The 25,169-nt window shown below is 67.8% G+C and carries 28 protein-coding genes, 1 tRNA gene and 1 rRNA gene; 10 read left to right on the plus strand and 20 right to left on the minus strand.

All coding sequences use genetic code 11. From position 1 onward, the window contains the following. Nucleotides 1-133 precede the first annotated feature (133 nt). The 3 genes from RZO50_RS14350 (at nucleotide 134) to RZO50_RS14360 (ending at nucleotide 3,585) form a co-directional block, all read left to right on the plus strand. Nucleotides 134-1,234 carry a type I restriction-modification enzyme R subunit C-terminal domain-containing protein gene (locus RZO50_RS14350; RefSeq protein WP_322600411.1) on the plus strand — a complete coding sequence of 367 codons (1,101 nt, stop codon included), beginning with the start codon at nucleotides 134-136 and terminating at the stop codon, nucleotides 1,232-1,234. Between the two features lie 130 nt (nucleotides 1,235-1,364). After that, nucleotides 1,365-2,525, plus strand: a complete 1,161-nt coding sequence (locus RZO50_RS14355; protein WP_322600412.1) for a ParB N-terminal domain-containing protein — start codon at nucleotides 1,365-1,367, stop codon at nucleotides 2,523-2,525. A 13-nt stretch (nucleotides 2,526-2,538) separates the two neighbouring features. Further along, nucleotides 2,539-3,585 carry a hypothetical protein gene (locus RZO50_RS14360; protein ID WP_322600413.1) on the plus strand — a complete coding sequence of 349 codons (1,047 nt, stop codon included), beginning with the start codon at nucleotides 2,539-2,541 and terminating at the stop codon, nucleotides 3,583-3,585. Nucleotides 3,586-3,728: 143 nt separating this feature from the next. On the opposite strand, the gene RZO50_RS14365 is transcribed toward RZO50_RS14360, so the two are convergent. Continuing rightward, nucleotides 3,729-3,983, minus strand: coding sequence for a hypothetical protein (locus RZO50_RS14365; protein WP_322600414.1), 255 nt, complete (start codon nucleotides 3,981-3,983; stop codon nucleotides 3,729-3,731). Nucleotides 3,984-4,137: 154 nt separating this feature from the next. Here RZO50_RS14365 and RZO50_RS14370 point away from each other — a divergent pair, with 154 nt between their 5' ends. From RZO50_RS14370 to RZO50_RS14385, 4 genes are all read left to right on the plus strand, one after another. Beyond that, nucleotides 4,138-4,344 (plus strand): PIN domain-containing protein, encoded by a 207-nt coding sequence (locus tag RZO50_RS14370; RefSeq protein WP_322600415.1) that lies wholly within the window; start codon nucleotides 4,138-4,140, stop codon nucleotides 4,342-4,344. 33 nt (nucleotides 4,345-4,377) lie between these two features. After that, a complete protein-coding gene (locus RZO50_RS14375; RefSeq protein ID WP_322600416.1) occupies nucleotides 4,378-4,737 on the plus strand; it encodes an NYN domain-containing protein in 360 nt (119 codons plus the stop codon). Nucleotides 4,738-5,017: 280 nt separating this feature from the next. Continuing rightward, nucleotides 5,018-5,323 (plus strand): transposase, encoded by a 306-nt coding sequence (locus tag RZO50_RS14380; RefSeq protein ID WP_322600417.1) that lies wholly within the window; start codon nucleotides 5,018-5,020, stop codon nucleotides 5,321-5,323. After that, complete coding sequence (locus RZO50_RS14385) at nucleotides 5,320-5,964, plus strand: DDE-type integrase/transposase/recombinase (protein ID WP_322600418.1); 645 nt, start codon at nucleotides 5,320-5,322, stop codon at nucleotides 5,962-5,964. The genes RZO50_RS14380 and RZO50_RS14385 overlap by 4 nt, the downstream gene beginning before the upstream one ends. Here RZO50_RS14385 and RZO50_RS14390 read toward each other — a convergent pair. Next, complete coding sequence (locus RZO50_RS14390; protein WP_322600419.1) at nucleotides 5,941-6,453, minus strand: hypothetical protein; 513 nt, start codon at nucleotides 6,451-6,453, stop codon at nucleotides 5,941-5,943. The genes RZO50_RS14385 and RZO50_RS14390 overlap by 24 nt on opposite strands. Before the next feature lie 355 nt (nucleotides 6,454-6,808). On the opposite strand from RZO50_RS14390, the gene RZO50_RS14395 reads away from it, so the two are divergent. Further along, nucleotides 6,809-7,285 (plus strand): hypothetical protein, encoded by a 477-nt coding sequence (locus tag RZO50_RS14395; RefSeq protein ID WP_322600420.1) that lies wholly within the window; start codon nucleotides 6,809-6,811, stop codon nucleotides 7,283-7,285. Between the two features lie 254 nt (nucleotides 7,286-7,539). Here RZO50_RS14395 and RZO50_RS14400 read toward each other — a convergent pair. After that, nucleotides 7,540-7,616, minus strand: a tRNA-Pro gene (locus RZO50_RS14400). A gap of 118 nt (nucleotides 7,617-7,734) precedes the next feature. Between RZO50_RS14400 and RZO50_RS14405 the strand changes: the two genes are divergently transcribed. Then, nucleotides 7,735-9,120 carry an MFS transporter gene (locus tag RZO50_RS14405; RefSeq protein WP_322600421.1) on the plus strand — a complete coding sequence of 462 codons (1,386 nt, stop codon included), beginning with the start codon at nucleotides 7,735-7,737 and terminating at the stop codon, nucleotides 9,118-9,120. Then, nucleotides 9,117-9,497: an RNA-binding S4 domain-containing protein gene (locus tag RZO50_RS14410; protein WP_322600422.1), complete on the plus strand. Its 381-nt coding sequence runs from the start codon at nucleotides 9,117-9,119 to the stop codon at nucleotides 9,495-9,497. Before RZO50_RS14405 ends, RZO50_RS14410 begins: the two co-directional genes overlap by 4 nt. A 27-nt stretch (nucleotides 9,498-9,524) precedes the next feature. Here the strand turns inward: RZO50_RS14410 and RZO50_RS14415 are convergent, their stop codons facing one another. The 17 genes from RZO50_RS14415 to rrf all read right to left on the minus strand — a co-directional run. Next, nucleotides 9,525-10,433 carry an NUDIX domain-containing protein gene (locus RZO50_RS14415; RefSeq protein WP_322600423.1) on the minus strand — a complete coding sequence of 303 codons (909 nt, stop codon included), beginning with the start codon at nucleotides 10,431-10,433 and terminating at the stop codon, nucleotides 9,525-9,527. 137 nt (nucleotides 10,434-10,570) lie between these two features. Continuing rightward, complete coding sequence (gene der / locus RZO50_RS14420; RefSeq protein WP_322600424.1) at nucleotides 10,571-12,097, minus strand: ribosome biogenesis GTPase Der; 1,527 nt, start codon at nucleotides 12,095-12,097, stop codon at nucleotides 10,571-10,573. Beyond that, the gene (gene cmk / locus RZO50_RS14425) at nucleotides 12,097-12,804 is read right to left on the minus strand and encodes a (d)CMP kinase (protein WP_322600425.1); all 708 of its coding nucleotides are present in this window, start codon (nucleotides 12,802-12,804) and stop codon (nucleotides 12,097-12,099) included. The genes der and cmk overlap by 1 nt, the downstream gene beginning before the upstream one ends. After that, complete coding sequence (locus tag RZO50_RS14430; RefSeq protein ID WP_322600426.1) at nucleotides 12,797-13,933, minus strand: prephenate dehydrogenase; 1,137 nt, start codon at nucleotides 13,931-13,933, stop codon at nucleotides 12,797-12,799. The genes cmk and RZO50_RS14430 overlap by 8 nt, the downstream gene beginning before the upstream one ends. Beyond that, nucleotides 13,930-14,706 carry a pseudouridine synthase gene (locus RZO50_RS14435; RefSeq protein WP_322600427.1) on the minus strand — a complete coding sequence of 259 codons (777 nt, stop codon included), beginning with the start codon at nucleotides 14,704-14,706 and terminating at the stop codon, nucleotides 13,930-13,932. Before RZO50_RS14435 ends, RZO50_RS14430 begins: the two co-directional genes overlap by 4 nt. Beyond that, nucleotides 14,703-15,308 (minus strand): SMC-Scp complex subunit ScpB, encoded by a 606-nt coding sequence (gene scpB, locus RZO50_RS14440; protein ID WP_322600428.1) that lies wholly within the window; start codon nucleotides 15,306-15,308, stop codon nucleotides 14,703-14,705. Before scpB ends, RZO50_RS14435 begins: the two co-directional genes overlap by 4 nt. Further along, complete coding sequence (locus RZO50_RS14445) at nucleotides 15,298-16,155, minus strand: segregation and condensation protein A (protein WP_322600429.1); 858 nt, start codon at nucleotides 16,153-16,155, stop codon at nucleotides 15,298-15,300. The genes scpB and RZO50_RS14445 overlap by 11 nt, the downstream gene beginning before the upstream one ends. Next, nucleotides 16,139-17,044, minus strand: a complete 906-nt coding sequence (locus tag RZO50_RS14450) for a ParA family protein (RefSeq protein WP_322600430.1) — start codon at nucleotides 17,042-17,044, stop codon at nucleotides 16,139-16,141. The genes RZO50_RS14445 and RZO50_RS14450 overlap by 17 nt, the downstream gene beginning before the upstream one ends. A 53-nt stretch (nucleotides 17,045-17,097) precedes the next feature. Continuing rightward, nucleotides 17,098-18,021 (minus strand): site-specific tyrosine recombinase XerD, encoded by a 924-nt coding sequence (gene xerD, locus RZO50_RS14455; protein ID WP_322600431.1) that lies wholly within the window; start codon nucleotides 18,019-18,021, stop codon nucleotides 17,098-17,100. 1 nt (nucleotide 18,022) lies between these two features. Beyond that, the gene (locus RZO50_RS14460; protein WP_322600432.1) at nucleotides 18,023-18,613 is read right to left on the minus strand and encodes an NUDIX hydrolase; all 591 of its coding nucleotides are present in this window, start codon (nucleotides 18,611-18,613) and stop codon (nucleotides 18,023-18,025) included. Continuing rightward, entirely contained in the window at nucleotides 18,597-20,291 is a 1,695-nt protein-coding gene (locus tag RZO50_RS14465) for a CTP synthase (protein WP_322600433.1), read from the minus strand. The genes RZO50_RS14460 and RZO50_RS14465 overlap by 17 nt, the downstream gene beginning before the upstream one ends. Before the next feature lie 14 nt (nucleotides 20,292-20,305). Further along, nucleotides 20,306-22,003, minus strand: a complete 1,698-nt coding sequence (gene recN, locus RZO50_RS14470; protein ID WP_322600434.1) for a DNA repair protein RecN — start codon at nucleotides 22,001-22,003, stop codon at nucleotides 20,306-20,308. Continuing rightward, complete coding sequence (locus tag RZO50_RS14475; protein ID WP_322600435.1) at nucleotides 22,000-22,965, minus strand: NAD kinase; 966 nt, start codon at nucleotides 22,963-22,965, stop codon at nucleotides 22,000-22,002. Before RZO50_RS14475 ends, recN begins: the two co-directional genes overlap by 4 nt. Next, on the minus strand, nucleotides 22,965-23,762 hold the full coding sequence (locus RZO50_RS14480) for a TlyA family RNA methyltransferase (RefSeq protein WP_322600436.1): 798 nt from the start codon (nucleotides 23,760-23,762) through the stop codon (nucleotides 22,965-22,967). Before RZO50_RS14480 ends, RZO50_RS14475 begins: the two co-directional genes overlap by 1 nt. Beyond that, entirely contained in the window at nucleotides 23,759-23,959 is a 201-nt protein-coding gene (locus RZO50_RS14485) for a hypothetical protein (RefSeq protein WP_322600437.1), read from the minus strand. Before RZO50_RS14485 ends, RZO50_RS14480 begins: the two co-directional genes overlap by 4 nt. Nucleotides 23,960-23,977: 18 nt before the next feature. Continuing rightward, the gene (locus RZO50_RS14490; protein WP_322600438.1) at nucleotides 23,978-25,012 is read right to left on the minus strand and encodes an HAD-IIA family hydrolase; all 1,035 of its coding nucleotides are present in this window, start codon (nucleotides 25,010-25,012) and stop codon (nucleotides 23,978-23,980) included. Nucleotides 25,013-25,100: 88 nt separating this feature from the next. After that, nucleotides 25,101-25,169: ribosomal RNA gene (gene rrf / locus RZO50_RS14710) — 5S ribosomal RNA — on the minus strand; the annotation flags it as partial.

A 25,169-nucleotide genomic window follows, 5' to 3' on the forward strand; every position in this document is an offset into this window, starting at 1 on the left:
GTACCTGGCGTGCGATCGGCTGGGGGCACCGAACGGCATGTCGGAGCTATCCGAGATGCTGGTGGGCTACGCGGCAGTCCGCACGGCAGGAGGTAGCCATGTCCGCCAGGACCTCCCCGGTTCGCCGGGTCAGGTGCAAAAGTCGCTCTCGCAGCGACTGTTCGAGACGCGTCTCGGGCTCGTGACCGCGCTCCACGACCTCGAACCGGACCTCCGCACGTCAACCGTCGGGATACTTCACGAGACGGTCGCTGGGATGAATCTCGACAACTTCGTCGTCCGCCCCCACCGGAAGGCGGTGGAGGAGTTCTCCGACGCGGATGCGTGGGCGACCCTGACGACGGACAAGACCGACGCGCTTCTTCGGCTGGCGGGCCTCCCGTCCTCGGTGCGGGACGACGACGAAGACGCCAAGCGGTTCGACCTCCTGGTTCTTCGCCGGCAACTTGCTCAGCTCGACGGTGATGCCGTGCTCTCGGAGAGGCTGCGCGAGACGATTCAGCAGATCGCGACTGCCCTGCTCGGGAAGACGACGATCCCGTCGGTCGCCGAGCAGGCAGTTCCTTTGGAGTCAGTGGCAGGCGACGAGTCGTGGGTGGATGTCACTCTCCCGATGCTTGAGCTCGCCCGCCTCCGGATCCGCGGCCTCGTGCGCTTCGTTGAGAAGACGACCCGCAACCACGTCTATACGGACTTCGAGGACACCCTCGGTGAGGGTGTTGAGGTCGTTCTGCCCGGGGTCACACCGGGCACGAACTTCGAACGGTTCCGGTCCAAGGCAGAGGCATACCTTCGGGAGCACCTCGACAATCTCGCCCTCCAACGACTCCGTCGCAACAAGCAGCTCACCCCGAGTGACCTGACCGAGCTCGAAGGGATGCTCGTGGCCTCCGGAGGACAGCCGGTGGACATCATCTGGGCGACCGATCAGGTCGGCTGGCTCGGCGTCTTCATCCGACGACTCGTCGGGCTCGACCGCTCAGCCGCGACCGAGGCGTTCGAGTCCTACCTCGACAGCACCCGGTTCTCCGCGGATCAGATTCGGTTCGTCTGCCTGATCGTCGACGAGCTCACAAAGAAGGGAATCATGGATCCGGCTCGGCTCTTTGAGTCGCCGTATACCGACCACGCCCCGACGGGCCCGGACTTCTTCTTCGCGGACTCTGACGTGGATGTCATCGTCGGCACGCTGCGACAGATCCGCGAGACTGCCGCTCCTGCGTCGGTCGCATAAGTTGGCAATCCCTGCTCGGGCCACGCACGGTGGAGCTCTTCTGGTGTAGTCGAGCTGAGTCTGCCGAACCGCCCTGCAATATGATCGTGCTTGCGCGCCTCTGGACTTGCGCGCTCGCGATCGGAGTGGCATGAAAAACGACTGGATGTTCGACAAGCGGACCTCCTGTTGGTCCTACATGACGTCCATGACGGTTCGCGACTATTTGGATCTCGCAAGCGAAGCTCACGCCGCCCAAGGAGGATTGTCCGGTCAGCGCGGCGTGATGGCGACCACGACTGCAAAGCGGATTCGTGACCGGATGGTCGAGGACCTAAAGAAGGGAGCGACGCTCCCGCCAGTCGTGATCGGTGCCGTGTTGCCTTCGCAGGACTTCGAGGCCTTGCCTCCGCGCGAGAGTCCCGGCGATTCTCTGGGGTTCTTACCGAGGGACACCTCAAGCCTGTCGATCATTGACGGCATGCAGCGAACGGCGGCTCTACAAGAGGCCTTCGCCGATCGACCCGAGGTGGGCGATGGAACCGTGAGAGTCGAGTTCTGGCTTACAAACAACGTGCGAGCAATGATCTACCGCATGCTGATTCTGAACACGGGCCAGGTGCCCTGGACGATAAGCCGGCAGCTATCCGTGGTCTATGCACCGCTTCTCTCCGAGATCAAGGAGAAAGTTCCTGAGATCGACAAGATCCCTACCCCCGACCAGCCAGGACGTCGAGTTGGACCTGCTCAGTACTCGAGTGACGCCCTCGTCGAGCTGTATATCGCGTTCTCGTTGCGAAAGCCCGCTGTGGATACAAAGGAGGCGTTGTCAGACGAGTTCTCCCGCCTGGACTTCGTCGACAACCTCGCAAACGAGGGGTTTCAGGATCAGTTCTACGGAGTCCTCTCGATGCTCAGCCGACTAGACAAGGCGTTCTCGCTCTTCGACGGCGAGGAGGGGATTCCTGGCGGGCGCTTTATCTTCGACCGCCAGCCGGCGCGAGTTGGCTTCATCGTCGCACTTGGGATCGCAATTCTTGGCCGCCCGGGAGCGGACCGACCGCAGGGTGAGCGGGTCACGCGCCTTGAGGAGCTTGATCAGTCGGCCAGTGCCCTAATTGCTCGGCTGAACGACGTGAGCGCTGAGGACCTGGGTACATTCCTCAAGACCGATGTGCTGCAGGAACTTCTCGATCGGCGGGTTGGTCAGGTGGGCCGATATGAGCGCGGAGTCTTTACGGAGGCATTCAAGGTTCTTATCGAGGAGAATTTCGCGGTCGCGAACTTGGAGCAGTGCTGGCGAGCGAGCTGACGTGGTCCGGAATATGATCGCCGCGAACTCGGCAATGTTTCGGCGCCTCACTGAGTTCGCCGGACGACGCGAGTACCCGGTCCCGGATCCGGATGCCCCCCGATGGGTGCACGCCAATCCCGATGCGGACGAGGTGCTCAAGGCTGCGGTACTCCGTAGTTCGATGAGCTTTGGGCGATTCCGCCACCTCGCGTGGCTTGAGGTCGCCGAACAGCACTATGTCGCGACCATCGGATTCGACTACGAGGTGGATGACCCCGGATTCGAGCCACTCGAGGACATCCAAGGCTATGACGTCTGCTTGCTGACCGAACTGCCAGTCTCGCCAAGTGTCTCGGCCGCCGAGGTGTACAACGTCGTGGCCGCGAACAGCCGCACTCTAGACCCTGAGTACTCCGGGCACGACAACGCGCAGATCATGAGCTTGTTCCCGCCGGTTCGGGTGTTCGCCAGCGTCGACCCGATTAGCGACGAACTTATCTGGCCGATCTTCCTCAGTATCAGTTCGGAGGAGTCTCGTAACGGGGGATCTTGGATCGAGGGCGATCTTGCCGATCGCCTGTCTGCCCTCGCAGAAGCGAACGTTGAACGACTCCCGTACAAGGAACTGTGTCGTTCTACTTTGGATCTGGATCCACGAAGTCTGTTCATGAGCCTGTATCGGTGCGTCGAAGCGACCTACGCGCACGACAAGACCACGAAGCTAAAGCAAGATCTTTCGATCGAGCACGAGTGGCACAAGATCGCTGAGGCCCTGGAGAACGCAATGTCATGGCGTCCGCTTGAGGCGTCCAGCCTGAACGTCGTGCTCGCCCTCGCGCAGGCCGATGACTTGCGCGAGATCTGCGATTGCCTGCACATCAGGCTTCTGGGTGACACGAATCTGGCCTCGGCGGCCGGCAAAGGCATCTACCAACTGCGGAACAGAATCGTGCACTACCGACCTGCACTTGCGCCTGTGGAATCCGAGGAGATCGACTGGAATCGCCTCTGCATGGCACTAGTTTCAGTCGCCCGCGATGTGTTCCACAGCGCGTACAGTCAGGATAGTGTGGCCTAGGCTCAGTGCCATCGCATCGGCAACCTGAATCGGCCCGAGGGAAGCTGGGTGAGGCTGTGGACGACATGCCCGGCCCGGAAGCCGGTCGAGTTGCGGGCGCCGTGCGTGTGTCGGACCTCGCGTGCAGGCAGGTGGTTGCGCGATCAAGGGGCGCTACTGAGCGGGGGCCTCTCCTTGGCCAGTAGCCCGAACACGAAGACGAACACGGCGGCCAGTGTCGTGAACGCCGCCACGGCCATTACCGTTGCGTCGCCGGTAAGCATCGCGCAACCTGCTGAGGTGTCTTCGTAGTCGCAACTGCGCCAGGGCTGGAAGAAGTACACGACGGTAACGGTTGCCCCTACGAGCGCGACCAAGGCGGCCCCGGACACCAACCACCCACGCACCTTAGGCTGCATGGCCCAAGCCTAGGGTTGCCATCCGCCGGCGACGTGCAATGACAGCGGCCCTGCAAGGGCCCGAGCCACCGCCATGTCCCGATCGATGATCGCAGACGATATCGACTGTGCGGAGCGTCGCTGCCTGCGGGGTGCCCGTCGATAGAGTCGGGGGATGCGCGCGCGACGAACCGTGATGGTCTACGTGGACGGCTTCGCGCTGTACAAGGGCACGCTCCAGCACGAGTTTCAGCAGTACAAGTGGCTCGACCTCGAGGTGCTCGCCCAGCGGCTGTTTCCGCATCGGGATGTCGTGGGCGTGAAGTTCTTCACCGCTGCGCTCAAGCCGCTCACCAACAACCCTGGCATCGGGCAGCGGTAATAGATCTATTGGCGGGCACTGCGGACCACGAACGTGGAGATCATCGAGGGCAAGTTCAGCTTCGTCCGCCAGTACCTTCCCGTTCACCCGGAAGCACTGGACTCCGACGGCCGAGTTGTCACTGTGCGTGTCAAGCGCCCCGAGGAAAAGGGCAGCGATGTCGCGCTCGCATCGCACCTCATCGTCGACGCGATGGAAGACCGGGCGGACTCCTACGCAGTGGTCACGAATGACTCCGACCTTGTGCCGCCGATGAAGCTCCTCAGCGCGCGGGGCAAGTCCATCGCGCTCGTGTCGATGTGGGAAGCAGCTGGAGGTCGCCGCGCGGACCGGGACTGCCGGGCAGGTGAGAAGCGCCGGACGGGAGTTCGTGCGAGAGCGCCGGCGATATGACTCGCGGATCCGACGGTAATTCTCTGCGTGATCGAGCGGTGCCGTGGTGGCGGTCGGGTGGATCGGCTGAGCGGCGTGACGGCCGTGGCCGTTGCTGATGGTGTTCATGTCGTCGATGTACGCGGCGGCCTCCAAAAGTTCGCGAACACGGCGCCGCGAGCCAACTGCGCGGCGACAGCGTCACCGTCGATGGCGCTGTCGCCGCGAGTGGGCGTGAAGAAGGAAGCGGTGACAACTGATCGTTAGTGCCGGGAGGCGCTGGCGGGGGGGGGATGTCATCATGCCTGGCCCCTATCCCAGAGAGTTCCGCGAAGACGTCGTCGCGGTTGCTCGTAGCCGCGAGAGCGGCGTCATCATCAAGCAGATCGCCACCGGCTTCGGCATCAGCGAAGCGACGCTCCAGAATTGGCTCCGCCAAGCCGACGTTGAGGAAGGCAACCGTCCGGGCCAAACCGCGGCGGATGCGGCCGAAGCGCGGGAGTTGAAGAAGCGGATGCGGCTGCTCGAGCAGGAGAACGAGGTGCTCCGCCGTGCGGCGGCATATCTGTCGCAGGCGAATCTGCGCCTCGGTGGCTCCCCAAAATGACGCACCCGCTCGTATCTGAGCTCGCCGACGCGGGGATTCCCGTGACGGTGTCGTGTCGGGTTCTCAAGCTCGCCCGCCAGCCCTATTACCGGTGGCGCAACGCCCCGATCCGGGACGCGGATGTGCTCCGGGCGTGTCGGATCAATGCACTGCATGACGCGCACCACGATGACCCGACGTTCGGGTATCGCTATCTCGCCGACGAAGCGCGGCGTGCGGGGTGGCGGATGAGTCGCCGGACGGCGTGGAAGCTGTGCTCGCAGGCAGGGATCCTCTCGTCCGCGCAGCGCCGGCGGCGTGGGAAGGGCAAGAAGTCCGGGCCGCCGGTGTTCGATGATCACGTGCAGCGGGTGTTCCGCGCTGACGCGCCCAACCGGCTCTGGCTCACGGACATCACCGAGCATCGCACGAGCGAAGGCAAGCTCTACTGCTGCGCGATCAAAGACGTGTTCTCCAACCGGATCGTCGGCTACTCGATCAGCGACCGGATGACCGCCAAGCTCGCCGTGGACGCCGTCCGCAACGCGCTCGCCGGCACGAGGTCGCGGGCTGCATTCTGCATGCCGATCGCGACAGCGAAATTTCGCTCGAGCACGCTTCCTGGAGAACGTCGCGACCTATCCGTACCCGCAGACGAGTGACAGGCCGATTGCCCCCACAAGGACGACCAGCGCCGGCGCCAGCGCAGCCGCCATCCGAGTGACCCGCCACCTCACAATCCGTCTCTCTCTGCGCGCAATCATGGGCAGCACAACGATGCCGGCCAAGCCAACAACGTATGTTGCGAGGAACAGGAGGGACAGGACGAGGTTGTCTGTGACTCTTCGCCAGAGTTCGTCGGCAAGGTTCGGTGCCGCTTCCAGATCCCCGCTGATGAGCATTACGCCGATCAGTGGCAAGAAAGGGGCGGGCAAGAGAGCCGCCCACGGCCGTCGGTTTCCATCCGCGAGGGCTGCTCCGGGCGATCCCAGCATCACGGGTAGTCCGTGATTCACCCAAGCAGCGATGGTGCGGTACCAGACAGCCATCGCAACGCCCGCCGCGGAGACGAGGAGAGCGAACAACACATCGAACCAAATGACACCGTCGCTTACGGCCATGGTGCTACCCAGAGCAAAGATGTAGAGCATCCGGCCCCCATTCCGAGATTCAGCCCGCCTGACTCGGTCCGTGAATCGGCCTGACTTTCGTTCCTCCGATGAAGCTCCCGGCGCCACCTGACGGCTCGATCGCAATGTACCCGATCGCGCAGCCTTCGGCGAAAAGGGGCGTCACCTGTGTGTCGACGACGAAGGGCCCACCCATCACCCCAAGAAGAATCGCGGACGCGAGGCTGACGGCACTGGCTGGCACGGCGAGGTACGGCCACCAACGAGGTGCAGGGGCGAGTAGACGAGCGACGCGAAGGCCACGAGGCCGACCACACCTGGGAGATCCACGCGGACGGCTGGTCATGGTGTGGGAGTCTCCGCGCACCTCGTAAGCGTGCATCGCTGCAACTGGCGCAGCAAGAAGCACTCCGCATCTTTCGACCTCACCGAGATGAAAGCACCACAGCAGGCGTTCGACTACGGCAGCCAGGAATGGGAAGAGTTCCACGAACACGCACGCAACACCGTCGAGTCCGAGAACAACCAGCTGAAAGCCGCCGGCGACGAAGACATCGAAACCGCAGGGCGCCGCCGAGTCCGCGGCTTCGCGTCGGCACAGATCATGGTCACCCTTCTGCTCGTCAACCACAACATCCGCAAGATCGCCTCCTTCATCGACGACGCCCGCAAGCGTGCCGCGAAGAGAACCCCCGCATACCCAGCTCCGCTTCGCCGTCGTGACCGCGTCTGGGCCAACCGCTACACGAAGACAACAGGCAACGGCGATCTCACCGTCACCCGAACGGCGCGTACGTCGCACACGTCCGGCACCACATCCGACCCTTCCCCCGCGCACAACATCATCCGATGAGAACGTGACGCAGCACACGTCACCCCCTCACCAGCCGGAGACGGCAACCACCCCGCTCACAGAACGATTCGGCGCGCCCGGAAACTGGCGGATCAAGCCCCCGGCGATCCAAGCAGCGCTCCGCACGGGATCATGCAAAGAGAACCTCCGCGCAAAACAACGAAAACACGAATGGCCTCTGCGAAACCGCAGAGGCCATTCGTGTTTTCCGACCTTGCCAAGCTGTTTTGCAATCAGTATTGCCAACAGCCCATTGGTCGGGATGACAGGATTTGAACCTGCGACCCCTTGACCCCCAGTCAAGTGCGCTACCAAGCTGCGCCACATCCCGGAATTCGGACCGCGATCCGAACAACTCTCCCATCTTAGCCGCATCCGAACCATGCCGCGAACCGGGGCGACACCCGCGCGTTGCGGACCGCGCAGGGGGCCCGAGTAGCCTCGAAGGGATGGCCGACCACACCGCGACAGCACGGCTGACGCCGCGGTCGAAGGTCGCCGTCGCGGGGCTGGTGCTCGCCACCGCCGGTACGGCACTCCCCCTGTCGATGGCCGCGCCCACCCTGTCAACCACGGCGCTGCTCTACGGTACGACCACCGCCGACACGACCTGGGTGCTCACGACGACCCTGATCGTCGCGACCGTCTCCGCGCCGATCATCGCCCGCCTCGGCGACAACCACTCACCGCGTCGCATCCTGTTGTTCGTGCTGCCGATCGTCGCCCTGGGTCTGTTCCTCGCCGGCACAGCGACATCGCTCACTCAGCTCATCTTCGCTCGGGCCCTGCAGGGGCTCTCGGGGGGTGTGCTTCCGCTCGTCCTGTCACTCACCCAGCGAATCGTCCCCGAGCGTCGCCGCACCCTGTGGGTCGGGATCCTTGCGAGCACATTCGCCTCGGGAACGGCGCTCGGAGCAGTCCTGGCCGGCGTCCTGGTCAACGCGTACGGAACACCCGCGCTCGCGTGGCTGCCCCTCACGATCGTCATCGCCGCACAGATCACGCTGCCCGCCGCCCTGCCGCCGACGCCGGCTTCCGGCAGACGCCGCCTGCACCTGCGCGCGTCCCTTGCGCTCGGCGCCGGAGGGGTGGCCCTCCTGTTGGCGATCACCGAAGCCCCGAAGCTCCCCCACCCGATCATCGTCGTGGCGCTGCTGACGCTCGGCGGTGTGGTCGCGCTGGGCGGATGGGCGCGCACGCAGTACCGAGGGGGCACACCGCTGTGGGATCGCGCCGCGCTCCGCCGACGCACCGCGCTCGCCACCGCCCACACGATGGCGTTGCTCGGCGGAGCGTCACTGTTCGGCACGTTCGTCGCACTCCCTGCTTTCGTCGAGGCCGCCGACGGTCTCGACCTCTCGATCGTCATCGCCGGAGCGCTGCTGTTGCCCGCCACCGCCGCGATCGCCGTCGTCGGCCCCCTCACGGGGCTCCTCCGCCGCGGTCTCGGACGGCGCGGTATGGCGCTGCTCGGTGCGGTCGCCGGTTCCGGCGGTGCGATCCTGCAATGGATCGCACCACACGAGGTTCCGGTGCTCCTCGCCGGTTCAGCCCTGCTCGGAGCGGGCGTCGCCCTCACCTTCGCCGCGGCGCTCACCGTCTCCATCGAACACGCCTCGGCCGACGACGTCGCCGGCGCGTCCGCTCCGAACATCGTCGCCCGGCAGCTCGGCGGCGCGCTCGGCGCGGGTGCCGCCGGTGCCGTGATCGCCGCGGCCCCACCCACCACCCGCTTCGACACCGCCTTCGGGCTCATCGCCATCCTCAGCACCGGTGTCGTCCTCGCCGCGCTCGGTCTTCCTCAGCGGCGAGCCCGGGTACGCTCGACGGAATGAGCGAGAGCGCACGGGTCGACTCCTGGCTGTGGGCGGTCCGCGTCTACAAGACGCGCTCTGCCGCGACCACGGCCTGTCGCGCGGGCCACGTGCGCGTCAACGGTGACCGCGCGAAGGCCGCTCAACCGGTACGACCGGGCGATGAACTCCGCGTGCGCATCAACGGGTTCGACCGACACCTCGTCGTGCGTCAGACGATCACCAAACGCGTCGGGGCGCCGGCGGCTGCCGCGGCTGTCGAGGACCGCACTCCCCCACCTCCCCCTCGCACCGAGATGCCGTTCGTGCCCATCCGGGACCGCGGGGCGGGCCGCCCCACCAAACGTGAACGTCGCGAGATCGATCGCCTTCGCGGACGCGACGGTACCGAACACTGACCTCCGCCGGTCGCGTGCGGCCGCCGTTCACGCCGAGTCGAGGAGACCGCGCAGCCAGCGGGACCCCTGGACCCGACCACCGAGCTCCGAGACCCGCTGCGTCAGGCCGCGGTCGCTGGTGACGACGACCACTTCGTGACCTCGCGAGCGCAGGTCGGCTGCGACCGACACGATCGTGTCATCGCCCTCTCCGGGGGCCGCGACGATCTCGACGCCGGTCGCATCGGTCGCCGCGGCTCGGGCCTGCCCTTCGACCACGGCGATCCACCGCGGAAACCACACGTCTCCCCCGAGCCCGAGGTCCGATGCGGGAAGCCCCCGCATCGCGAGGTGCGACAGACGCGCGAGCAACCGCGATGCGGCGCCGGCGCGGTCGCGCCACCATCCGTCGGGCACGGAACCGACGACGTTGGCCATGTCCACCACGACAGCCGGATGCGTGCTCAACAGTGCGCGCAGCGCCGGCCACGATGCGGCGAACCCCGGATGCAACGGCATAGCGGCGACCCCGTCGATAGCCACCCACGCGAGTTCCAGGGATTCGGGGTCGGAGATGACCGGCGTGAACGGCTCGACCACATCAGCCACGACGGTCGTGTAAGACCACACGCCGACGTCGAAGACGCTCTCGAATCGCGAGCGCACCGCCGCATGCGGCACCCCCGCCTCCTCCCTCGCCTCGCGGATCGCCCCTGCAGCCGCATCCTCGCCTTCGTGCCGCGCGCCGCCGGGGAGCGCCCATGTTCCCCCGAAGTGGCTCCAGCCCACGCGGTGCTGCAGCAGGACGCCGCGATCGGGGTCGAGCGCCAGCAGCCCCGCGGCTCCGAAGCGCCCCCAGTACCGCTCTCCGGACGGGGCCTGCACCCAGGCATCACCCGGGTCGCGCGGACCATGCGGCCGGCGCGGCTCACCGGGTTCAGGAGGGAGAATCGTCACCACGCCAAGCCTGGCACACCGGTCAGGCGCTCGCGTTCGTCAGACGCCGCCCATCCGCGCCCCACCCCCGCACAGGATGTCCCACTTTCGGTCCTTCTCACCGGGTATGGCGACCGGAAGTGGGACATGCCCGGGCCTCAGGAACGTTGGCGACGCTCGCGGATGCGCATGTTCAAGATGATCGGCGACCCCTCGAAGCCGTAGATCTCGCGAAGGCGACGCTGGATGAACCGCCGGTACCCCGGATCGAGGAATCCCGTCGTGAACAGCACGAATGTCGGCGGACGGCTCGCAGCCTGGGTGCCGAACAGGATGCGCGGCTGCTTTCCGCCCCGCAACGGGTGCGGGTGCTCGGCGACCAGCTCCGACAGGAACGCGTTGAACTTGCCGGTCGGGATGCGCTGGTCCCACGAGGCCAGCGCCGTCTCGAGGGCGGGAACGAGCTTGTCGAGGTGGCGTCCTGTCTTGGCGGAGATGTTCACGCGCGGCGCCCACGCGACGTGGGCGAGGTCGCGCTCGATCTCGCGCTCGAGGAATCGGCGACGATCCTGACCGTCCATGTCGTCGTCGTTCAGGCGGTCCCACTTGTTGTAGGCGATCACCAGCGCGCGACCGGACTCGAGCACGAGGTCGATGATGTTGAGATCCTGCACGCTGATGGGCTGGGTCACGTCGATCACGACGACAGCGACCTCCGCCTTCTCCAGCGCCGCGGACGTGCGCAGGGACGCATAGAAGTCGGCTCCCTGCGACAGATGCACGCGGCGTCGGATGCCCGCCGTGTCGACGAGGCGCCACATCTTTCCGCCCAGTTCGACGATCTCGTCGACCGGGTCACGTGTCGTCCCTGCGAGCTCGTTGACGACGACGCGTTCCTCTCCGGCGGCCTTGTTCAGCAGGGAAGACTTGCCGACGTTCGGGCGCCCCAGGATCGCAACACGGCGCGGACCGCCGATCTCGGCGGAGGCGACGGCCGACACCTTCGGAAGCACCTTCATGATCTCGTCGAGCAGGTCGGCGACACCGCGGCCGTGGATCGCGGAAACCGGGTGCGGCTCGCCGAGACCCAGATTCCACAGAGCGGCCGCCTCGGGCTCCTGCCGCGCATCGTCGATCTTGTTCGCCACGAGGAACACCGGCTTGCCGTTCTTGCGGAGCAGTCGCACGACGTGCTCGTCGGTCGAGGTCGCGCCGACCATCGCATCCACGACGAACAGCACCACATCCGACAGGTCGATCGCAACCTCGGCCTGCGCCGCCACGGACGCGTCGATGCCGCGGGCGTCGGGCTCCCACCCTCCCGTGTCGACGAGGGAGAAGCGGCGGTCCAGCCACTCGGCCTTGTACGTGACACGGTCGCGGGTCACCCCGGGGGTGTCTTCCACGACAGCCTCACGCCGCCCGAGGATGCGGTTGACGAGGGCGGATTTGCCGACGTTCGGGCGTCCCACGATGGCCACGACCGGAAGCGCCGGCAGGTACTCGATGCCGTCTTCGCCGCCGTCGACCCCCTCCAACAGGACGCTGTCTTCGTCATCGAGGTCGTAGTCCTCCAGCGACGCCCGCAGCGCGGTGGCCCGCTGGTCCGCGAGCTCGTCGTCGATGTCGGCGAGTGTGGCCTCGAGGTCGTCGGGCCCTGCGTCGTATTCCTCGTCGGCGGCCATCAGCGCACCCCTCCTTCGGCGATGACGCCGAGCACGGCGTCCACGGTCTGCTCGAAATCGAGCTCGGTCGAGTCGACCACCGTGACGCCTTCGGCGGCGGTGAGGAAGTCGACGACCTTCGAATCGGCGGAGTCGCGGCGACGCAGCGCGTCGGCGACAGCGGTCGCGTCGTGTCCGTTCAGCTCGGCGCTACGACGGGCGGCACGGACCTCGGGTGCGGCGGTCAGCAGGATGCGCACCGGGGCGTCCGGGGCGACGACGGTGGTGATGTCGCGTCCTTCGACGACCACGCCGGGCCGGCCGGAGGCTGCGACCATGGCGCGGAACATCGCATTGACCGACTGCCGGACGGCGGGCACGCGCGCCACTCCGCTGACCGCCTCCGTCACGCGGGTCTCACGGATCGCGTCGGTGACGTCGACCTCCCCGACCCGCACCCAGTACCGGTCCGGGTCGAGGGAGATGTCATAGGCGAAGTCGCCCGTCGCATCGAGAACCGCGGCGGAGTCGGACGTGTCGACGCCGCGCTCGACGGCGTGCCAGGCCAAGGCCCGGTAGGCGGCACCGGTGTCGAGATAGCCGAAGCCCAGGCGGCGCGCGGCCTCTTTCGAGACGCTCGACTTGCCGCTTCCGGCGGGGCCGTCGATCGCGACGACCGTCACCGGCGAAACCGGCGCCTCATCGACAGGGGTGGACAGATCAGTCATTGCTTGTACTCGCTATCTTCCAGCCGCGCGCCTGCAGTCCTTCGACGCAGCGGCGCACGACGCCCGGCGTCACGCTGATCTCGGCGAGACCGAAGAGCGCACCCGGGGAGTGTTCGAGGCGGAGGTCCTCGACGTTGACGTCGAGGTCGCCGAGGTCGCCGAACAGCCGTCCGAGCTGCCCGGCACGGTCGTCGACCATGACGACGACCGTTTCGAAACGACGGTTCTGGCCGTGCTTGCCGGGGAGGCGTTCGACGCCGTCGTTGCCCCGCCGGATCGTGTCAGCCACCGCTCGGCGCGCGCCGGTGGCGTCCGGATCGCGCAGCGCGTCCGCGACCGCGGCGAGGTCCGCGGCGAGGACGTCGAGGATGTCGACCACCGGTTCGGCGTTCGCCCCGAGGATCTGCACCCACAGCTCCGGCGCCGACGCCGCGATCCGCGTCGTGTCGCGCACGCCTTGACCCGCGAGTCGCAGCGACCCGTCCGGCGCGTCCACGAACCGCCCGGCCAGCAGGCTGGCGACCAGCTGCGGCACGTGCGAGACCAGCGCGACCGAGCGGTCGTGCTCTTCCGGAGACATCTCGATGGGGGTGGCGCCGAGATCGAGGATGAGACCCTCGACGACCGCAAGATCGGATGCGCGGGTCTCCCCGTCGCGGCAGACCACCCACGGTCGTCCGACGAAGATGTCCGCGCGGGCCGAGATCGCTCCCCCGCGTTCACGCCCCGCCAGCGGATGCGACCCGATGTAGCGGGAGAGGTCGATGCCGCGTTCCCGAAGCACTCGGAGCGGTTCGAGTTTGACACTGGCCACATCGGTGACCACGGCGTCGGGGAAGCGTTCCAGCTCCGACTCGATCACGTCTGCGGTGACATCCGGGGGCACCGAGACGACGACGAGCGTCGGGGCGTCGTCGTCTCGCGCCGCTCGCCCCGCGCCGTAATCGATGGCCAGCCGCAGTTGAGCCGGCGAGGTGTCGGCCAACACGACATCCACCCCGAGCGCGACCAGCGCGTGTCCGATGCTGGCCCCGAGGAGTCCCGCACCGACGATCCGCACGGTCCCCGAAGAGCGCGCGGACAGACGGTCGATGCCGCCGGCGCGTGGCTGATCAACTGCGTCGGTCACGGATTCTCCGGGGAGGGGGTGGACGGGCCGCCGCGGGAAAGAGTGAGCAGCGCGCCGCGCTCCACTGTAGTCAATTCGCGGGTCTTCCCGGCTGGGAGCGTGCCCAGGTGCAGCGGCCCGAACTGACGACGCACGAGCTCTTCCACCGGGTGGCCGACGGCGTCCATCATGCGACGCACGATGCGGTTGCGGCCCGAGTGCAGCGTGAGCTCGACCAGCGACCCGCCGCCTTCTGCACTCGCCGACAGGACGCGCGCCTTGTCGGCTGCGATCGGGCCGTCTTCGAGCTCGATACCGCGGGTGAGCGCGGCCACCGTCTGCGCGCTCACGCGTCCGGTGACCTTGGCGATGTAGACCTTCGTCACCCCGAACGACGGATGCGCCAGCACATGCGCGAGTTCGCCGTCGTTGGTCAGCACCAACAGACCGCTGGTATCGGCGTCCAGGCGCCCCACGTTGAACAGGCGCTCCTCGAAACGCTCGGTGTAGCGGCGCAGGTCCGGACGGCCCCGGTCATCGCGGAGTGAGCTGACCACCCCGCGAGGCTTGTTGAGCATGACATAGCGCTTGGTGGCATCGAGCTGCACGGCCGTGCCGTCCACGTCCACCAGATCGCTCCCCGGGTCGATCCGCGAGCCGAGCTCGGTCACCACCATGCCGTTCACCCGCACTCGTCCGGCCACGATGAGCTCTTCGGAGACACGGCGTGAGGCGACACCGGCCTGGGCCAGCACTTTCTGCAGACGCACACCCTCGGGGGCCTGGTCGTTCATCGGATCACCTCCGCGTCGAAGCCGGTCGATCCATCGTCGAGCAGCGGCGAGATCGGCGGCAGTTCCTCCAGGGAGTTGATGCCGAGGTTCACCAGCAACGCGTCGGTCGTGCCGTAGTTCAAGGCGCCGGTGTCAGGGTCGGCGAACAGCTCGGTGATCAGACCGCGACCGAGCAGAGTCCGGACCACCGAGTCGACGTTCACGGCCCGGATCGAGGCGATCTGGCTGCGGGTGATGGGTTGTTTGTAGGCGATCACCGCGAGTGTCTCCAGGGCGGCCTGGGAGAGCCGGGACGGCGCTTGGCCGCTGACGAACTCGCGTACGAGGTCGTCGTGCTCCTCCCGGACGTACAACCGCCAGCCGCCACCCACTTCACGCAGCTCGAAGCCGCGTCGCGGTCCCCCGGACTCACCGTCGTAGTCGGCGACCAGCGCCTCGACCGCTTGGCGAACCGCCGGTACGGGGCTCCCCACGGCGGTCGCCAGACTCACGAGGCTCTGCGGCTCGTCGACCACCAGCAGGATCGCCTCGACGCGGCGGATGACCGACGACGTGTCCTGGGGACGCGGCGCCGGCTCGGTGGTGTCGTTCTCATCGGTCATAGTCGGCTCCCAACGTGGCGAGATTCTCGTCGGACCAGCGCGGCGCGGTCCACCGCAGGGTCAGTTCACCGAGCGGTTCGAGCTGCTCGAACGACAGCGCCGCGTGACGGTACAACTCCAGCACCGAGATGAACCGGGCGACGATGACGCCGCTCTGGGTGATGCCCGATACGAGGTCGCGGAAGGTGAGCGTCCCGGCGTCCCGCAGGAGCGTCACCACGACCGCCGCCTGCTCACGGATGCTGACCAGCGGCGCGTGGAGATGGTCGACCCCGACCATCGGGATCTCCTTCGGAGCGAAGGCCATCATGGCGAGCGCCGCGAAGTCGTCGGCGGTGAGCGTCCACACGAGCTCGGGCACCGCCGACCGATGTTTCTCCTCGAGCCTCACCGCGCGGGTGTGGCGGGTGTCCTCTCGCCGGATCGACCGCTCGAACCAGGCGGAGACCTCCTTGAAGGCTCGGTACTGGAGCAGACGGGCGAACAGCAGGTCACGCGCTTCCAGCAGCGCGACGGCTTCGGCATCGACCAGCTCGCCCTGTGGCAGCAGACCGGCGACCTTCATGTCCAGCAGTGTCGCGGCGACGACGAGGAACTCCGATGCCTCGTCGAGCTCATCCGGTCCGAGGTCCTTCAGGTAGCCGATGAACTCGTCCGTCACGCGGCTGAGCGAGACCTCGGTGATGTCCAGCTCATGCTGGGAGATCAATTGCAGGAGGAGGTCGAAAGGTCCGTCGAAGACGCCGAGCGAGACGCGGAACCCGTTGTCGACGTCGTCGGGCGTTTCGGCCGCCGGACCGCCGGAACCCGCGGTGATGTCGTCGTGCTGCTCAGGCGACGGCGCCACGGTCGACCAGCTCTCGTGCCAGGCGCAGGTAGGCCTGGGCGGCCGAGTGCTCGGGCGCGAACTCCGTGATCGGCATGCCCGACACCGACGCGTCGGGGAACTTCACCGTGCGGCCGATGACGGTCTCGAGCACGTCGTCGCCGAAGGCATCCACGACCCGCTCCAGCACCTCGCGGGAGTGCAGCGTGCGAGGGTCGTACATCGTGGCCAGGACACCGTCGAGGGTGATGGTGGGGTTCAGACGGTCGCGCACCTTGTCGATCGTCTCGATCAGCAGCGCAACGCCGCGAAGCGCGAAGAACTCGCACTCGAGCGGGATGATCACGCCATGGCTGGCCGTCAAGGCGTTCACCGTCAGCAGCCCGAGCGACGGCTGGCAGTCGACCAGGATGACGTCGTAGTCCTTGGAGACCTTCCGCAGCACCTGCGCGAGGATCTGTTCGCGCGCGACTTCGTTGACCAGATGGACCTCAGCCGCAGAGAGGTCGATGTTGGCCGGAATGATGTCCAAGCCCTCGACCCGGCTGGGGACGATCACCTCGCGCGGGTCGCGCTTGGTGTTCAACAGCAGGTCGTACACGGTCGGGATGTCGTGGGTCTGGATGCCCAGACCGGCCGACAGCGCTCCCTGCGGGTCGAAATCGACCGCGAGCACCTTGCGACCGTAGGAGGCCAGCGCAGCGGCCAGGTTGATCGTCGTCGTCGTCTTTCCGACGCCGCCCTTCTGGTTGCACAGGGAGACGATGCGCGCCGGACCGTGTCCGTCGAGCGGCGGTGGGGTGGCGAATCCGCGATAGGGACGCCCGGTCGGGCCGAGGACCGTCTCGTCACCGGACGCCTTCGTCTCGCCGCGTTTGGTTGCCGCCACCGACTCTCCTGCCTTCGCCATAACGTGCACCGATTCTAGTCACCCTGAGGCGCGCCGCCCGGCCGACCCGCGGGTCAGCGTGCGCGCGGGTGCGACGTCGCGTAGACGTCGCGGAGCGCGTCCACGCTCACGTGCGTGTAGATCTGGGTCGTCGCCACCGACGCATGCCCGAGCAGTTCCTGCACGACACGGACGTCGGCGCCGCCCTGGAGCAGGTGCGTCGCGAACGAATGACGCAAGGTGTGCGGGGAGACGTGCGCGGTGAGCGAGGCGCGCTGCGCCGCCTGCTGCAGCACCAGCCACGCGCTCTGACGGGACAGCGGTGCCCCGCGGGCACCCAGGAACAGGCGCGGCGTCGCACGGCCCCGCCGCGACAGCTCCGGCCGCGCGCGGGTCAGGTACGCAGCCACGGCCGCTTGCGCGTAGGAGCCGACCGGCACGATCCGCTCCTTGTCGCCCTTTCCCCGCACCCGGAGCACGTCTGCGTGGGCGACATCGTCCACGTCGAGCTGCACGATCTCCGACACGCGGGCGCCGGTCGCGTAGAGCAGCTCCAGAAGCGCCCGGTCTCGGATCCCGATCTCCTCGCCCGGCATCGCCTCGTCCGGGCGAGGGCCGGAGGCATCCAGAAGCGCTTCCACCTGCTCGATCGTCAGCGCCTTGGGCAGACGTCGCGGGGTCTTGGGTGGACGCAGGCGTGCGGCCGGATCCGCGTCCGCGATCTCTTCGCGGACCAGGAACCGATGCCAGCCTCGCACCGACGACTGCAGGCGCGCGAGCGAACTCGACGCGGGCGGCGGATCCTGCCCGGCACGGTCCGCGACGAAGGCCGCGACGGTGTCCGAGGTGATCGCGGCGGTGTCCTCGATCCCGTCTGCGCCGAGCCACGCGGCATAGACCGTCAGGTCGCGGCGGTACGCCCCGAGCGTGTGCTCGGACAGCCCCCGCTCCACCGTGAGGTGGCGCAGGTAGGCGTCGACGGCACGATCGACGCGCACGTCAGTCCTTCGCCGCGTCCTCGCGCAGACGATGCGAGGCGGCGAGAACGCCGACGGCCAGGATGCCGTTGCGGAACCGGCCGGCGAGCACACCCTCGACGGCCCGACCCAGCGGCATCCACTCCTGCCGGATGTCCGCCTCCTCCTCCTCGCGCGCGTGCGCCTGTTCGACGGGGCGCAGGTCCCGGGCCAGGAACAGGTGCACGATCTCGTCGTTGCCACCGGGAGTGGTGAAGATACTCACGAGGCTCTCCCACCGGTCGGCCTCCAGATCGACCTCCTCGGCGAGCTCGCGTCGTGCCGTCTCGAGAGGCGACTCCCCTTCGACATCGAGCAGGCCGGCCGGGATCTCCCAGTCGCGGTGCCGGATCGGGTGCCGGTACTGCTGGATCAGCAGCACGCGCTCCGCATCGTCCACGGCGACGACCGCGGCCGCACCGGGGTGATCGACGTACTGTCGGACGATCTCGCCGGCTCCGTATCGGAAGGTGTCGCTGCGGACATCCCAGACGTGACCGGAGTAGACGAGGTCCGTTTCGACGATGTCGACCTCGACCGCCTCGTCCCTCAGCGGCTCACTCGTCGTCGACATCGAACAACTCGCTCGAGCGGTGGCGATCCAGCGCGGCACCGATGAGTCCGCGGAACAGCGGGTGGGGTGCGGTCGGACGCGAGCGCAGCTCGGGGTGCGCCTGGGTGGCGATGTAGTAGGGATGCACCTCGCGAGGCAGCTCGACGAACTCCACGAGGTTGCGGTCCGGCGACAGACCGGAGAAGCTCAAGCCCGCCGTCGCGATCGTGTCGCGGTAGGCGTTGTTGACCTCGTAGCGGTGACGGTGGCGCTCGTCGATGCGATTCGCACCGTAGACCTCCGCCGCGAGCGACCCCTCGCCGAGGTCCGCCGGGTAGGACCCCAGTCGCATGGTGCCGCCGAGGTCGCCCCGGTCGATGATGTCGATCTGCTCGGCCATCGTGGCGATGACCGGAGCCGGCGTCTCGGGATCGAACTCGCTCGACGAGGCACCCTCGATGCCGGCAACGTTCCGGGCGTACTCGATGACCATGCATTGCAGACCCAGACAGATACCGAGGGTCGGGATCCCCTGCTCGCGCGCGAAGCGCAGCGCGCCGAGCTTGCCCTCGATGCCGCGGATGCCGAAGCCGCCCGGTACGACGATGCCGTCCAGGCTGCTCAGCGCCTTGGCGGCGCCCTCCGGTGTTTCACAGAGGTCGGAGGGGATCCAGGTGATCTTCACGTGGGTCTCGTGCGCGAATCCCCCGGCCTTGACCGCCTCGGTGACGGACAAGTACGCATCGGGCAGGTCGATGTACTTGCCCACCAGACCGATCGTGACCTCATGCTTCGGGTTGTGCACCGCCTGCAGAACGCGCTGCCACCGCGACCAGTCGACGTCCTGGGCACGCTCCAGACCCAGCGCGCGGACGAGGTACGCATCGAGCTTCTGCTCGTGCAGCATCGACGGGATGTCGTAGATGCTCGGGACGTCGACGGCGTTGACCACGGCATCCTCGTCGACGTCACACATGAGCGCGATCTTGCGCTTGTTCGAGTCGGTGACCGGGCGGTCGCTGCGCAGCACAAGCGCGTCCGGCTGGATCCCGATGGAGCGCAGGGCTGCCACGGAGTGCTGGGTCGGCTTCGTCTTCTGCTCCCCCGAGGCACCCATGAACGGAACCAGGGAGACATGCACGAAGAAGACGTTTCCACGCCCGAGTTCGTGACGGATCTGGCGTGCGGCCTCGATGAACGGCTGCGACTCGATGTCTCCCACCGTGCCGCCGATCTCGGTGATGATGACGTCGGGCTTGGGTGACTCATCGGCCTGAAGCCGCATGCGACGCTTGATCTCGTCGCTGATGTGCGGGATCACCTGCACGGTGTCGCCGAGGTACTCGCCGCGGCGCTCCCGCGCGATCACCTGCGAGTAGACCTGACCGGTCGTGACATTCGCCGCCTGGCTGAGCTCGATGTCGAGGAAACGCTCGTAGTGTCCGATGTCGAGATCGGTTTCGGCGCCGTCCTCGGTCACGAACACCTCGCCGTGCTGGAACGGGTTCATCGTCCCGGGATCGACGTTGAGGTACGGATCGAGCTTCTGCATCACCACGCGCAGACCGCGCGCCGTGAGAAGGTTTCCGAGACTGGCGGCCGTCAGCCCCTTGCCCAGAGAGGAGACGACACCGCCTGTCACGAAGATGTGCTTCGTCGTGTCGTGGGGGGAAAGTCCGTCGGCGGGAGTCTGCGTCACGGGCTTCGATCCTATCAGTCCAGATCCGCGCCGAGTTCGAGCAACTCGCGCGCGTGGGTCAGTGCGGCGTCGCTGTCAGGCATCCCCGACAGCAATCGGGCCATCTCCGCCTCGCGACCCGGGCCGTGCAGACGCCGCACGCTCGACGCAGTGACCGAGCCGTCGCTGGCCTTGACGACCGACAGATGATTGGAGGCGAAGGCGGCGACCTGGGCGAGGTGGGTTACGGCGATCACCTGCGAGGTGCGGGCGAGGCGCGCCAGGCGTCGCCCGACTTCGATCGCCGCCGCGCCACCGATCCCCGCGTCGACCTCGTCGAACACGAAGGTCGGCACCGGATCGGTGGCCGAGATCACGACTTCGATTGCGAGCATGACGCGGCTGAGCTCACCGCCGGACGCACCCCGCGACACCGGTCGCGGCTGCGCGCCGGGGTGCGCCGCCAGCAGGATCTGCACCTCGTCGCGGCCCGCGACAGAGGGCGCGGTGGGGGTGACGGCGACGGTCACCGACGCATCCGGCATCGCCAGGTCGTGCAATTCTGCCGAGACGGCCTCACCGAGCCGCGCGGCCGCAGCCGTGCGTGCCTCGGTCAGTTCGTCCGCCGCGGCGTCGAGCGCACGCGAGGCCGCGTCGCGCTCCGCGGACAATCGTTCGAGACGGTCGCCGTCGTCGTCGAGCTCGGCCAGCCGGGCCGAGCCGGAATCGAGCAGATCGATGGCCGCCTCGAGCGAACCGTGTTCACGGATGAGAGCACCCAGGATCGCCCGACGCTCCTCCACGGCCGCGAGCTCATGCGGGCCCGACTCGTCGAGATCGGCGACGTACGCGGCGATACCGGTCGCGAGGTCTGTCACGCGATAGCCGATCTCTGCGACCTGCTCTCCGAACGCGGCGAGTTCTTCGTCCTGATCCGCGGCGCGGTCGAGGGCGCGGCGGGCTTCGGCGAGGAGCGTGGTCGCGTCGGGCGCGTCGGATTCCCCGGAGAGCGCCTCATGGGCGGTCGCGGCCGCCATACGCAGATGTTCGATGTTGGCCAGCCGATCCGCACGGGCGGCGAGGTCAGCGTCCTCCCCCGGCTGCGGCGCGGCTTGTTCGATGTCGGCGATCGCGTCCCGCAATCGGGCGGCTTCGTCGGCGCGCGCCTCCCGGTCAGCGGCGAGTGAGGCGAGCTCGGCGTCGAGACGCCTCCAGTCCTCGAACGCGGCGCGGTAGGCCTTCAACGGGGTCGCTACCGCTTCCCCACCGAATCGATCGAGCGCGTCCCGCTGGGCCACGGCTGATCGCAGCCGCAGCTGATCGGATTGTCCGTGGACCACGACGAGCTCTTCCGCGAGATCGGCCAGCACGCCGGCCGGCGCCGCACGACCGCCGACCGAGGCGCGACCTCGACCTTCCCGCGAGATCGATCGGCCGACGAACAGCTCGGCGCGACCGTCACCGAGCGGTTCGACGTCACCCCCCGCGTCTCGCACGCGATCGACCACCGGACCGGAGTCTGGGACGACCCAGACGCCATCGACCGACGCCTGCCCCGCACCGGCTCGGACCGCGCCGGAATCGGCGCGCTGACCGAGCAGCAGACCGAGTCCCGTCACGACCATCGTCTTGCCCGCACCGGTCTCCCCCGTGATCGCGGTGAATCCGGGACCCATGGGAAGGGTCGCCTCCGCGATGACGCCGAGATCGCGCAACCGCATCTCTTCGATCACGGATGCCCCTCCCCCTCGGGGGGCGCGGTCCGCACGGCGGCCGTCGACGGCTTGGTCCCGGGTCCCCGCCATCCTTCGACCGGCAGGCGGAACTTCCGCACCAGTCGATCGGTGAATGCGCTCTTGTGCAGTCGCGCGAGACGCACCGGCTCGGCCGCACGCCGCACCACGACACGTGCACCGGGGGGCAGCTCGTGCGACCGACGGCCGTCGCACCACAACACGCCACTGCCGTCCGTGCCTTCGATGAGTTCGATCGCGACGGCATGGTCGGGTCCGACGACGAGCGGTGTGGCGAAGAGCGCATGCGCCGACAACGGCACGACGGCGATCGCCTGCACGGTCGGCCAGATGACCGGTCCGCCGGCCGAGAAGTTGTATGCGGTCGATCCCGTCGGTGTCGAGACGACGACACCGTCGCATCCGAACGCGGACAACGGACGACCGTCGACCTCGATGGCCACCTCGAGCATCCGTTCGCGTGCGGCCTTCTCGACGGTCGCTTCGTTGAGCGCCCACGTCTCATACACGACGGCGTCCGAGCGGTCCTTGATCCGCACCTGCAGGGCGAGACGCTCCTCGACGTCGTAGTCGCGCGAGATGACCCGGCGCACGGCCTCGTCCATGTCGTCGCGTTCACTCTCGGCGAGGAATCCGACGTGGCCCAGGTTCACACCGAGGACCGGTGCCGTCCCGCCGCGCACGAGCTCTGCGGCGCGAAGGATGCTTCCGTCTCCGCCGAGGACGATGGCCAGCTCGATCTGCTGCACCTCCACGTCTCGGCCGAGGATGGCCGGGCCGCGCATGTCCGGGCGGGCCGCGCAGATCTCCTCCGCGTCGACGGCGTCGAGAACCGGCACCGCCCCCGCCGTGCGCAGCGCGGTGATGACGCTGTCCGCGGCATCACGTGTGTCCTCGCCGCCGCGGACGACGACGAGGATGTACCGGTCGGACTCGATCATCAGGCTCCTGTCACCTCCGAAACACGCGAAAGCCATTCTGTCGGATTCGCACCACGACCCGGCGCGAGGTGGACCAGGTACTCGGCGTTGCCGTGGGTGCCCGCGAGCGGTGACGCGACCACGCCGAGCGTGCCGAACCCGAGATCCCAGCCGCTCCACAGGATGTCGGCCACTGCCTCCGCGCGAAGCGCGGGGTCGGTCACGAGCCCCCCGCGGACCGCCGTCCGCCCGACCTCGAACTGCGGCTTGACCAGCAGCACCGCGTCACCGCCGTCGGCGATCGTCGCAGCCACGGCGGGCAGGACGAGGGTCAGGGAGATGAAGGACAGGTCGCCCGTCACGACCGACGGACGGTCGAGGACGCCGCTGGCGGCCCGCAGCCCCACCGCATCCATATGCCGCACGTTGTAGCCCTCGATGCTCACCACGCCGGTGTCGTCGGCGACCGCCGCCGCGAGTTGTCCGTGCCCGACATCGACCGCGATGACGGGGTCGGCGCCGCGCTCACGGAGAACCTGCGTGAAGCCACCGGTGGAGGCGCCCATGTCGAGCGCGCACCGCTCGACGACGTCCACGCCGAACGCGTCGAGGGCGGCAAGGAGCTTGTGGGCGGCGCGACTGACGTAGTGGTCGGAGCCGGCGACGACCAGCCGCGCCGACGCAGGCACCCGCACCGAGGGCTTGACCACCACCGCACCGTCGACGGTCACGAGCCCGTCGGCGATGAGGGCCGCAGCGTGGGTGCGGGACCGAGCGAGACCGCGCCCGGCCACGGCCGCATCGAGCCTCGTCGTCATGAGCGGGCGGGACGCCCGGTCACATCGGCGTCGAGCCGTGCGGAGAGCTCGTCGTGGATCGCCGCGAACGCGTCTGCACGCGTCGCCAGCGGCTGCGCCTCGATCACCTCGAGACGGGACACGAGATCGATCGGATCCTCCGACTCGCTGGTCGATGCCGGGCGGCTCGGGGGCACGGGCGACAGCGAGCTCTCCATCCCCCCATGGTACGTGGCTCAGGGACGATGGAAAGAGTCGGCGTACAGCCGCTCGGGCACTCGGAACCCGAAGATCTGCCGCCCGGTGTCCCAGATCGCGTGGGCGCCCGCGCGGAGCAGGTCGATCTGCGACCGACCCTCGGCGATGATCTGGACGTCCGCCCCGTCGATCCGCACACGCGCATCACCGACGCGCACGGTCCCGTCTTTCCTGACGACTTCGGGATACGGGTCGTGAAGGTCGCGAAGGTCCGCCAGGATGTAGGTCGGCTGCGAGCCCGCGGGAGCGGCCAGCACGTGTTTGGGCCGGTCGATGCCCGTCAGGACGAGAGCCGAGGCGATACCGGCACGGTTCGCGCCCAGGATGTCGGTGTCCAGACGGTCGCCGAGGAAGAGCGGCTTCGTCGACGCGAACCGCGCGACGGCCTCGTCGAAGATCGGCACCTCGGGCTTGCCGGCGACCGTCGCAAGGCGGCCGACGGCCGTGTGAACGGCCGAGACCAGGGTGCCGTTGCCGGGCGCGATGCCGCGAGCCTGAGGGATGGTCCAGTCGGTGTTGGTGGCGATCCACGGGATGCCGCCTTCGTCTTCGGGCGTCGCCAGCGCGTATGCCGCCTCTGCCAGCTGCGCCCAGCCGACCTCCGGCGAGAACCCCTGCACCACCGCGGCGGGTGCGTCTTCCGCGCTGCGGGTGACGACGAATCCGCCCTTCTCGAGCTCGGACACCAGACCGTCCCCGCCGACCACGAGGATGGTGGACCCTTCGGGCACCCGGCTGCCGAGGAGCCTGACCGCAGCCTGCGGACTGGTGACGACATCCGCCGGCTCAGCGGGCAGGCCGAGCTCCCTCAGGTGCGACGCCACCGAGACGTCGGTGCGCGAGGCGTTGTTCGTGATGTAGCCGAGACGTCGACTGTCTGCGGCACGCACGAGGCTCTCGACCGCGTGCGGCAACGCGCCGGCACCGGCGTAGACGACGCCGTCCAGGTCAGTGAGAACAGCGTCGACCCCCGCGAGCGGTGTGGACGCGGCGGATCGGACGAACAAGCCCATGCGTTTCCTCCGGGAGTGCTGCTGCGGAAAAGGGCTGTTAACGCGGAAATGGCCACCCTGCGTTGGGTGGCCATTTCCGGTAAGGGAAGTCCGGCGGTGTCCTACTCTCCCACAGGGTGGCCCCTGCAGTACCATCGGCGCTGAGAGGCTTAGCTTC

It is taken from the genome of Microbacterium xanthum (assembly GCF_034531355.1).
Lineage (GTDB): Bacteria > Actinomycetota > Actinomycetes > Actinomycetales > Microbacteriaceae > Microbacterium > Microbacterium xanthum.

Excerpts from the sequence above, each read along its gene's own strand:
- RZO50_RS14390 (WP_322600419.1), bottom strand. The coding sequence starts at position 6,453 with ATGCTCTACATCTTTGCTCTGGGTAGCACCATGGCCGTAAGCGACGGT.
- RZO50_RS14365 (WP_322600414.1), bottom strand. The coding sequence starts at position 3,983 with ATGCAGCCTAAGGTGCGTGGGTGGTTGGTGTCCGGGGCCGCCTTGGTC.
- RZO50_RS14410 (WP_322600422.1), top strand. The coding sequence starts at position 9,117 with ATGAGCGAGAGCGCACGGGTCGACTCCTGGCTGTGGGCGGTCCGCGTC.
- RZO50_RS14360 (WP_322600413.1), top strand. The coding sequence starts at position 2,539 with ATGATCGCCGCGAACTCGGCAATGTTTCGGCGCCTCACTGAGTTCGCC.
- RZO50_RS14355 (WP_322600412.1), top strand. The coding sequence starts at position 1,365 with ATGAAAAACGACTGGATGTTCGACAAGCGGACCTCCTGTTGGTCCTAC.
- der (WP_322600424.1), bottom strand. The coding sequence starts at position 12,097 with ATGGCCGCCGACGAGGAATACGACGCAGGGCCCGACGACCTCGAGGCC.
- scpB (WP_322600428.1), bottom strand. The coding sequence starts at position 15,308 with ATGACCGATGAGAACGACACCACCGAGCCGGCGCCGCGTCCCCAGGAC.
- RZO50_RS14405 (WP_322600421.1), top strand. The coding sequence starts at position 7,735 with ATGGCCGACCACACCGCGACAGCACGGCTGACGCCGCGGTCGAAGGTC.
- RZO50_RS14435 (WP_322600427.1), bottom strand. The coding sequence starts at position 14,706 with ATGAACGACCAGGCCCCCGAGGGTGTGCGTCTGCAGAAAGTGCTGGCC.
- RZO50_RS14450 (WP_322600430.1), bottom strand. The coding sequence starts at position 17,044 with ATGGCGAAGGCAGGAGAGTCGGTGGCGGCAACCAAACGCGGCGAGACG.
- RZO50_RS14385 (WP_322600418.1), top strand. The coding sequence starts at position 5,320 with ATGACGCACCCGCTCGTATCTGAGCTCGCCGACGCGGGGATTCCCGTG.
- RZO50_RS14475 (WP_322600435.1), bottom strand. The coding sequence starts at position 22,965 with ATGATCGAGTCCGACCGGTACATCCTCGTCGTCGTCCGCGGCGGCGAG.
- RZO50_RS14460 (WP_322600432.1), bottom strand. The coding sequence starts at position 18,613 with ATGTCGACGACGAGTGAGCCGCTGAGGGACGAGGCGGTCGAGGTCGAC.
- RZO50_RS14380 (WP_322600417.1), top strand. The coding sequence starts at position 5,018 with ATGCCTGGCCCCTATCCCAGAGAGTTCCGCGAAGACGTCGTCGCGGTT.
- RZO50_RS14490 (WP_322600438.1), bottom strand. The coding sequence starts at position 25,012 with ATGGGCTTGTTCGTCCGATCCGCCGCGTCCACACCGCTCGCGGGGGTC.
- RZO50_RS14370 (WP_322600415.1), top strand. The coding sequence starts at position 4,138 with ATGCGCGCGCGACGAACCGTGATGGTCTACGTGGACGGCTTCGCGCTG.
- cmk (WP_322600425.1), bottom strand. The coding sequence starts at position 12,804 with ATGACTGATCTGTCCACCCCTGTCGATGAGGCGCCGGTTTCGCCGGTG.
- RZO50_RS14485 (WP_322600437.1), bottom strand. The coding sequence starts at position 23,959 with ATGGAGAGCTCGCTGTCGCCCGTGCCCCCGAGCCGCCCGGCATCGACC.
- RZO50_RS14480 (WP_322600436.1), bottom strand. The coding sequence starts at position 23,762 with ATGACGACGAGGCTCGATGCGGCCGTGGCCGGGCGCGGTCTCGCTCGG.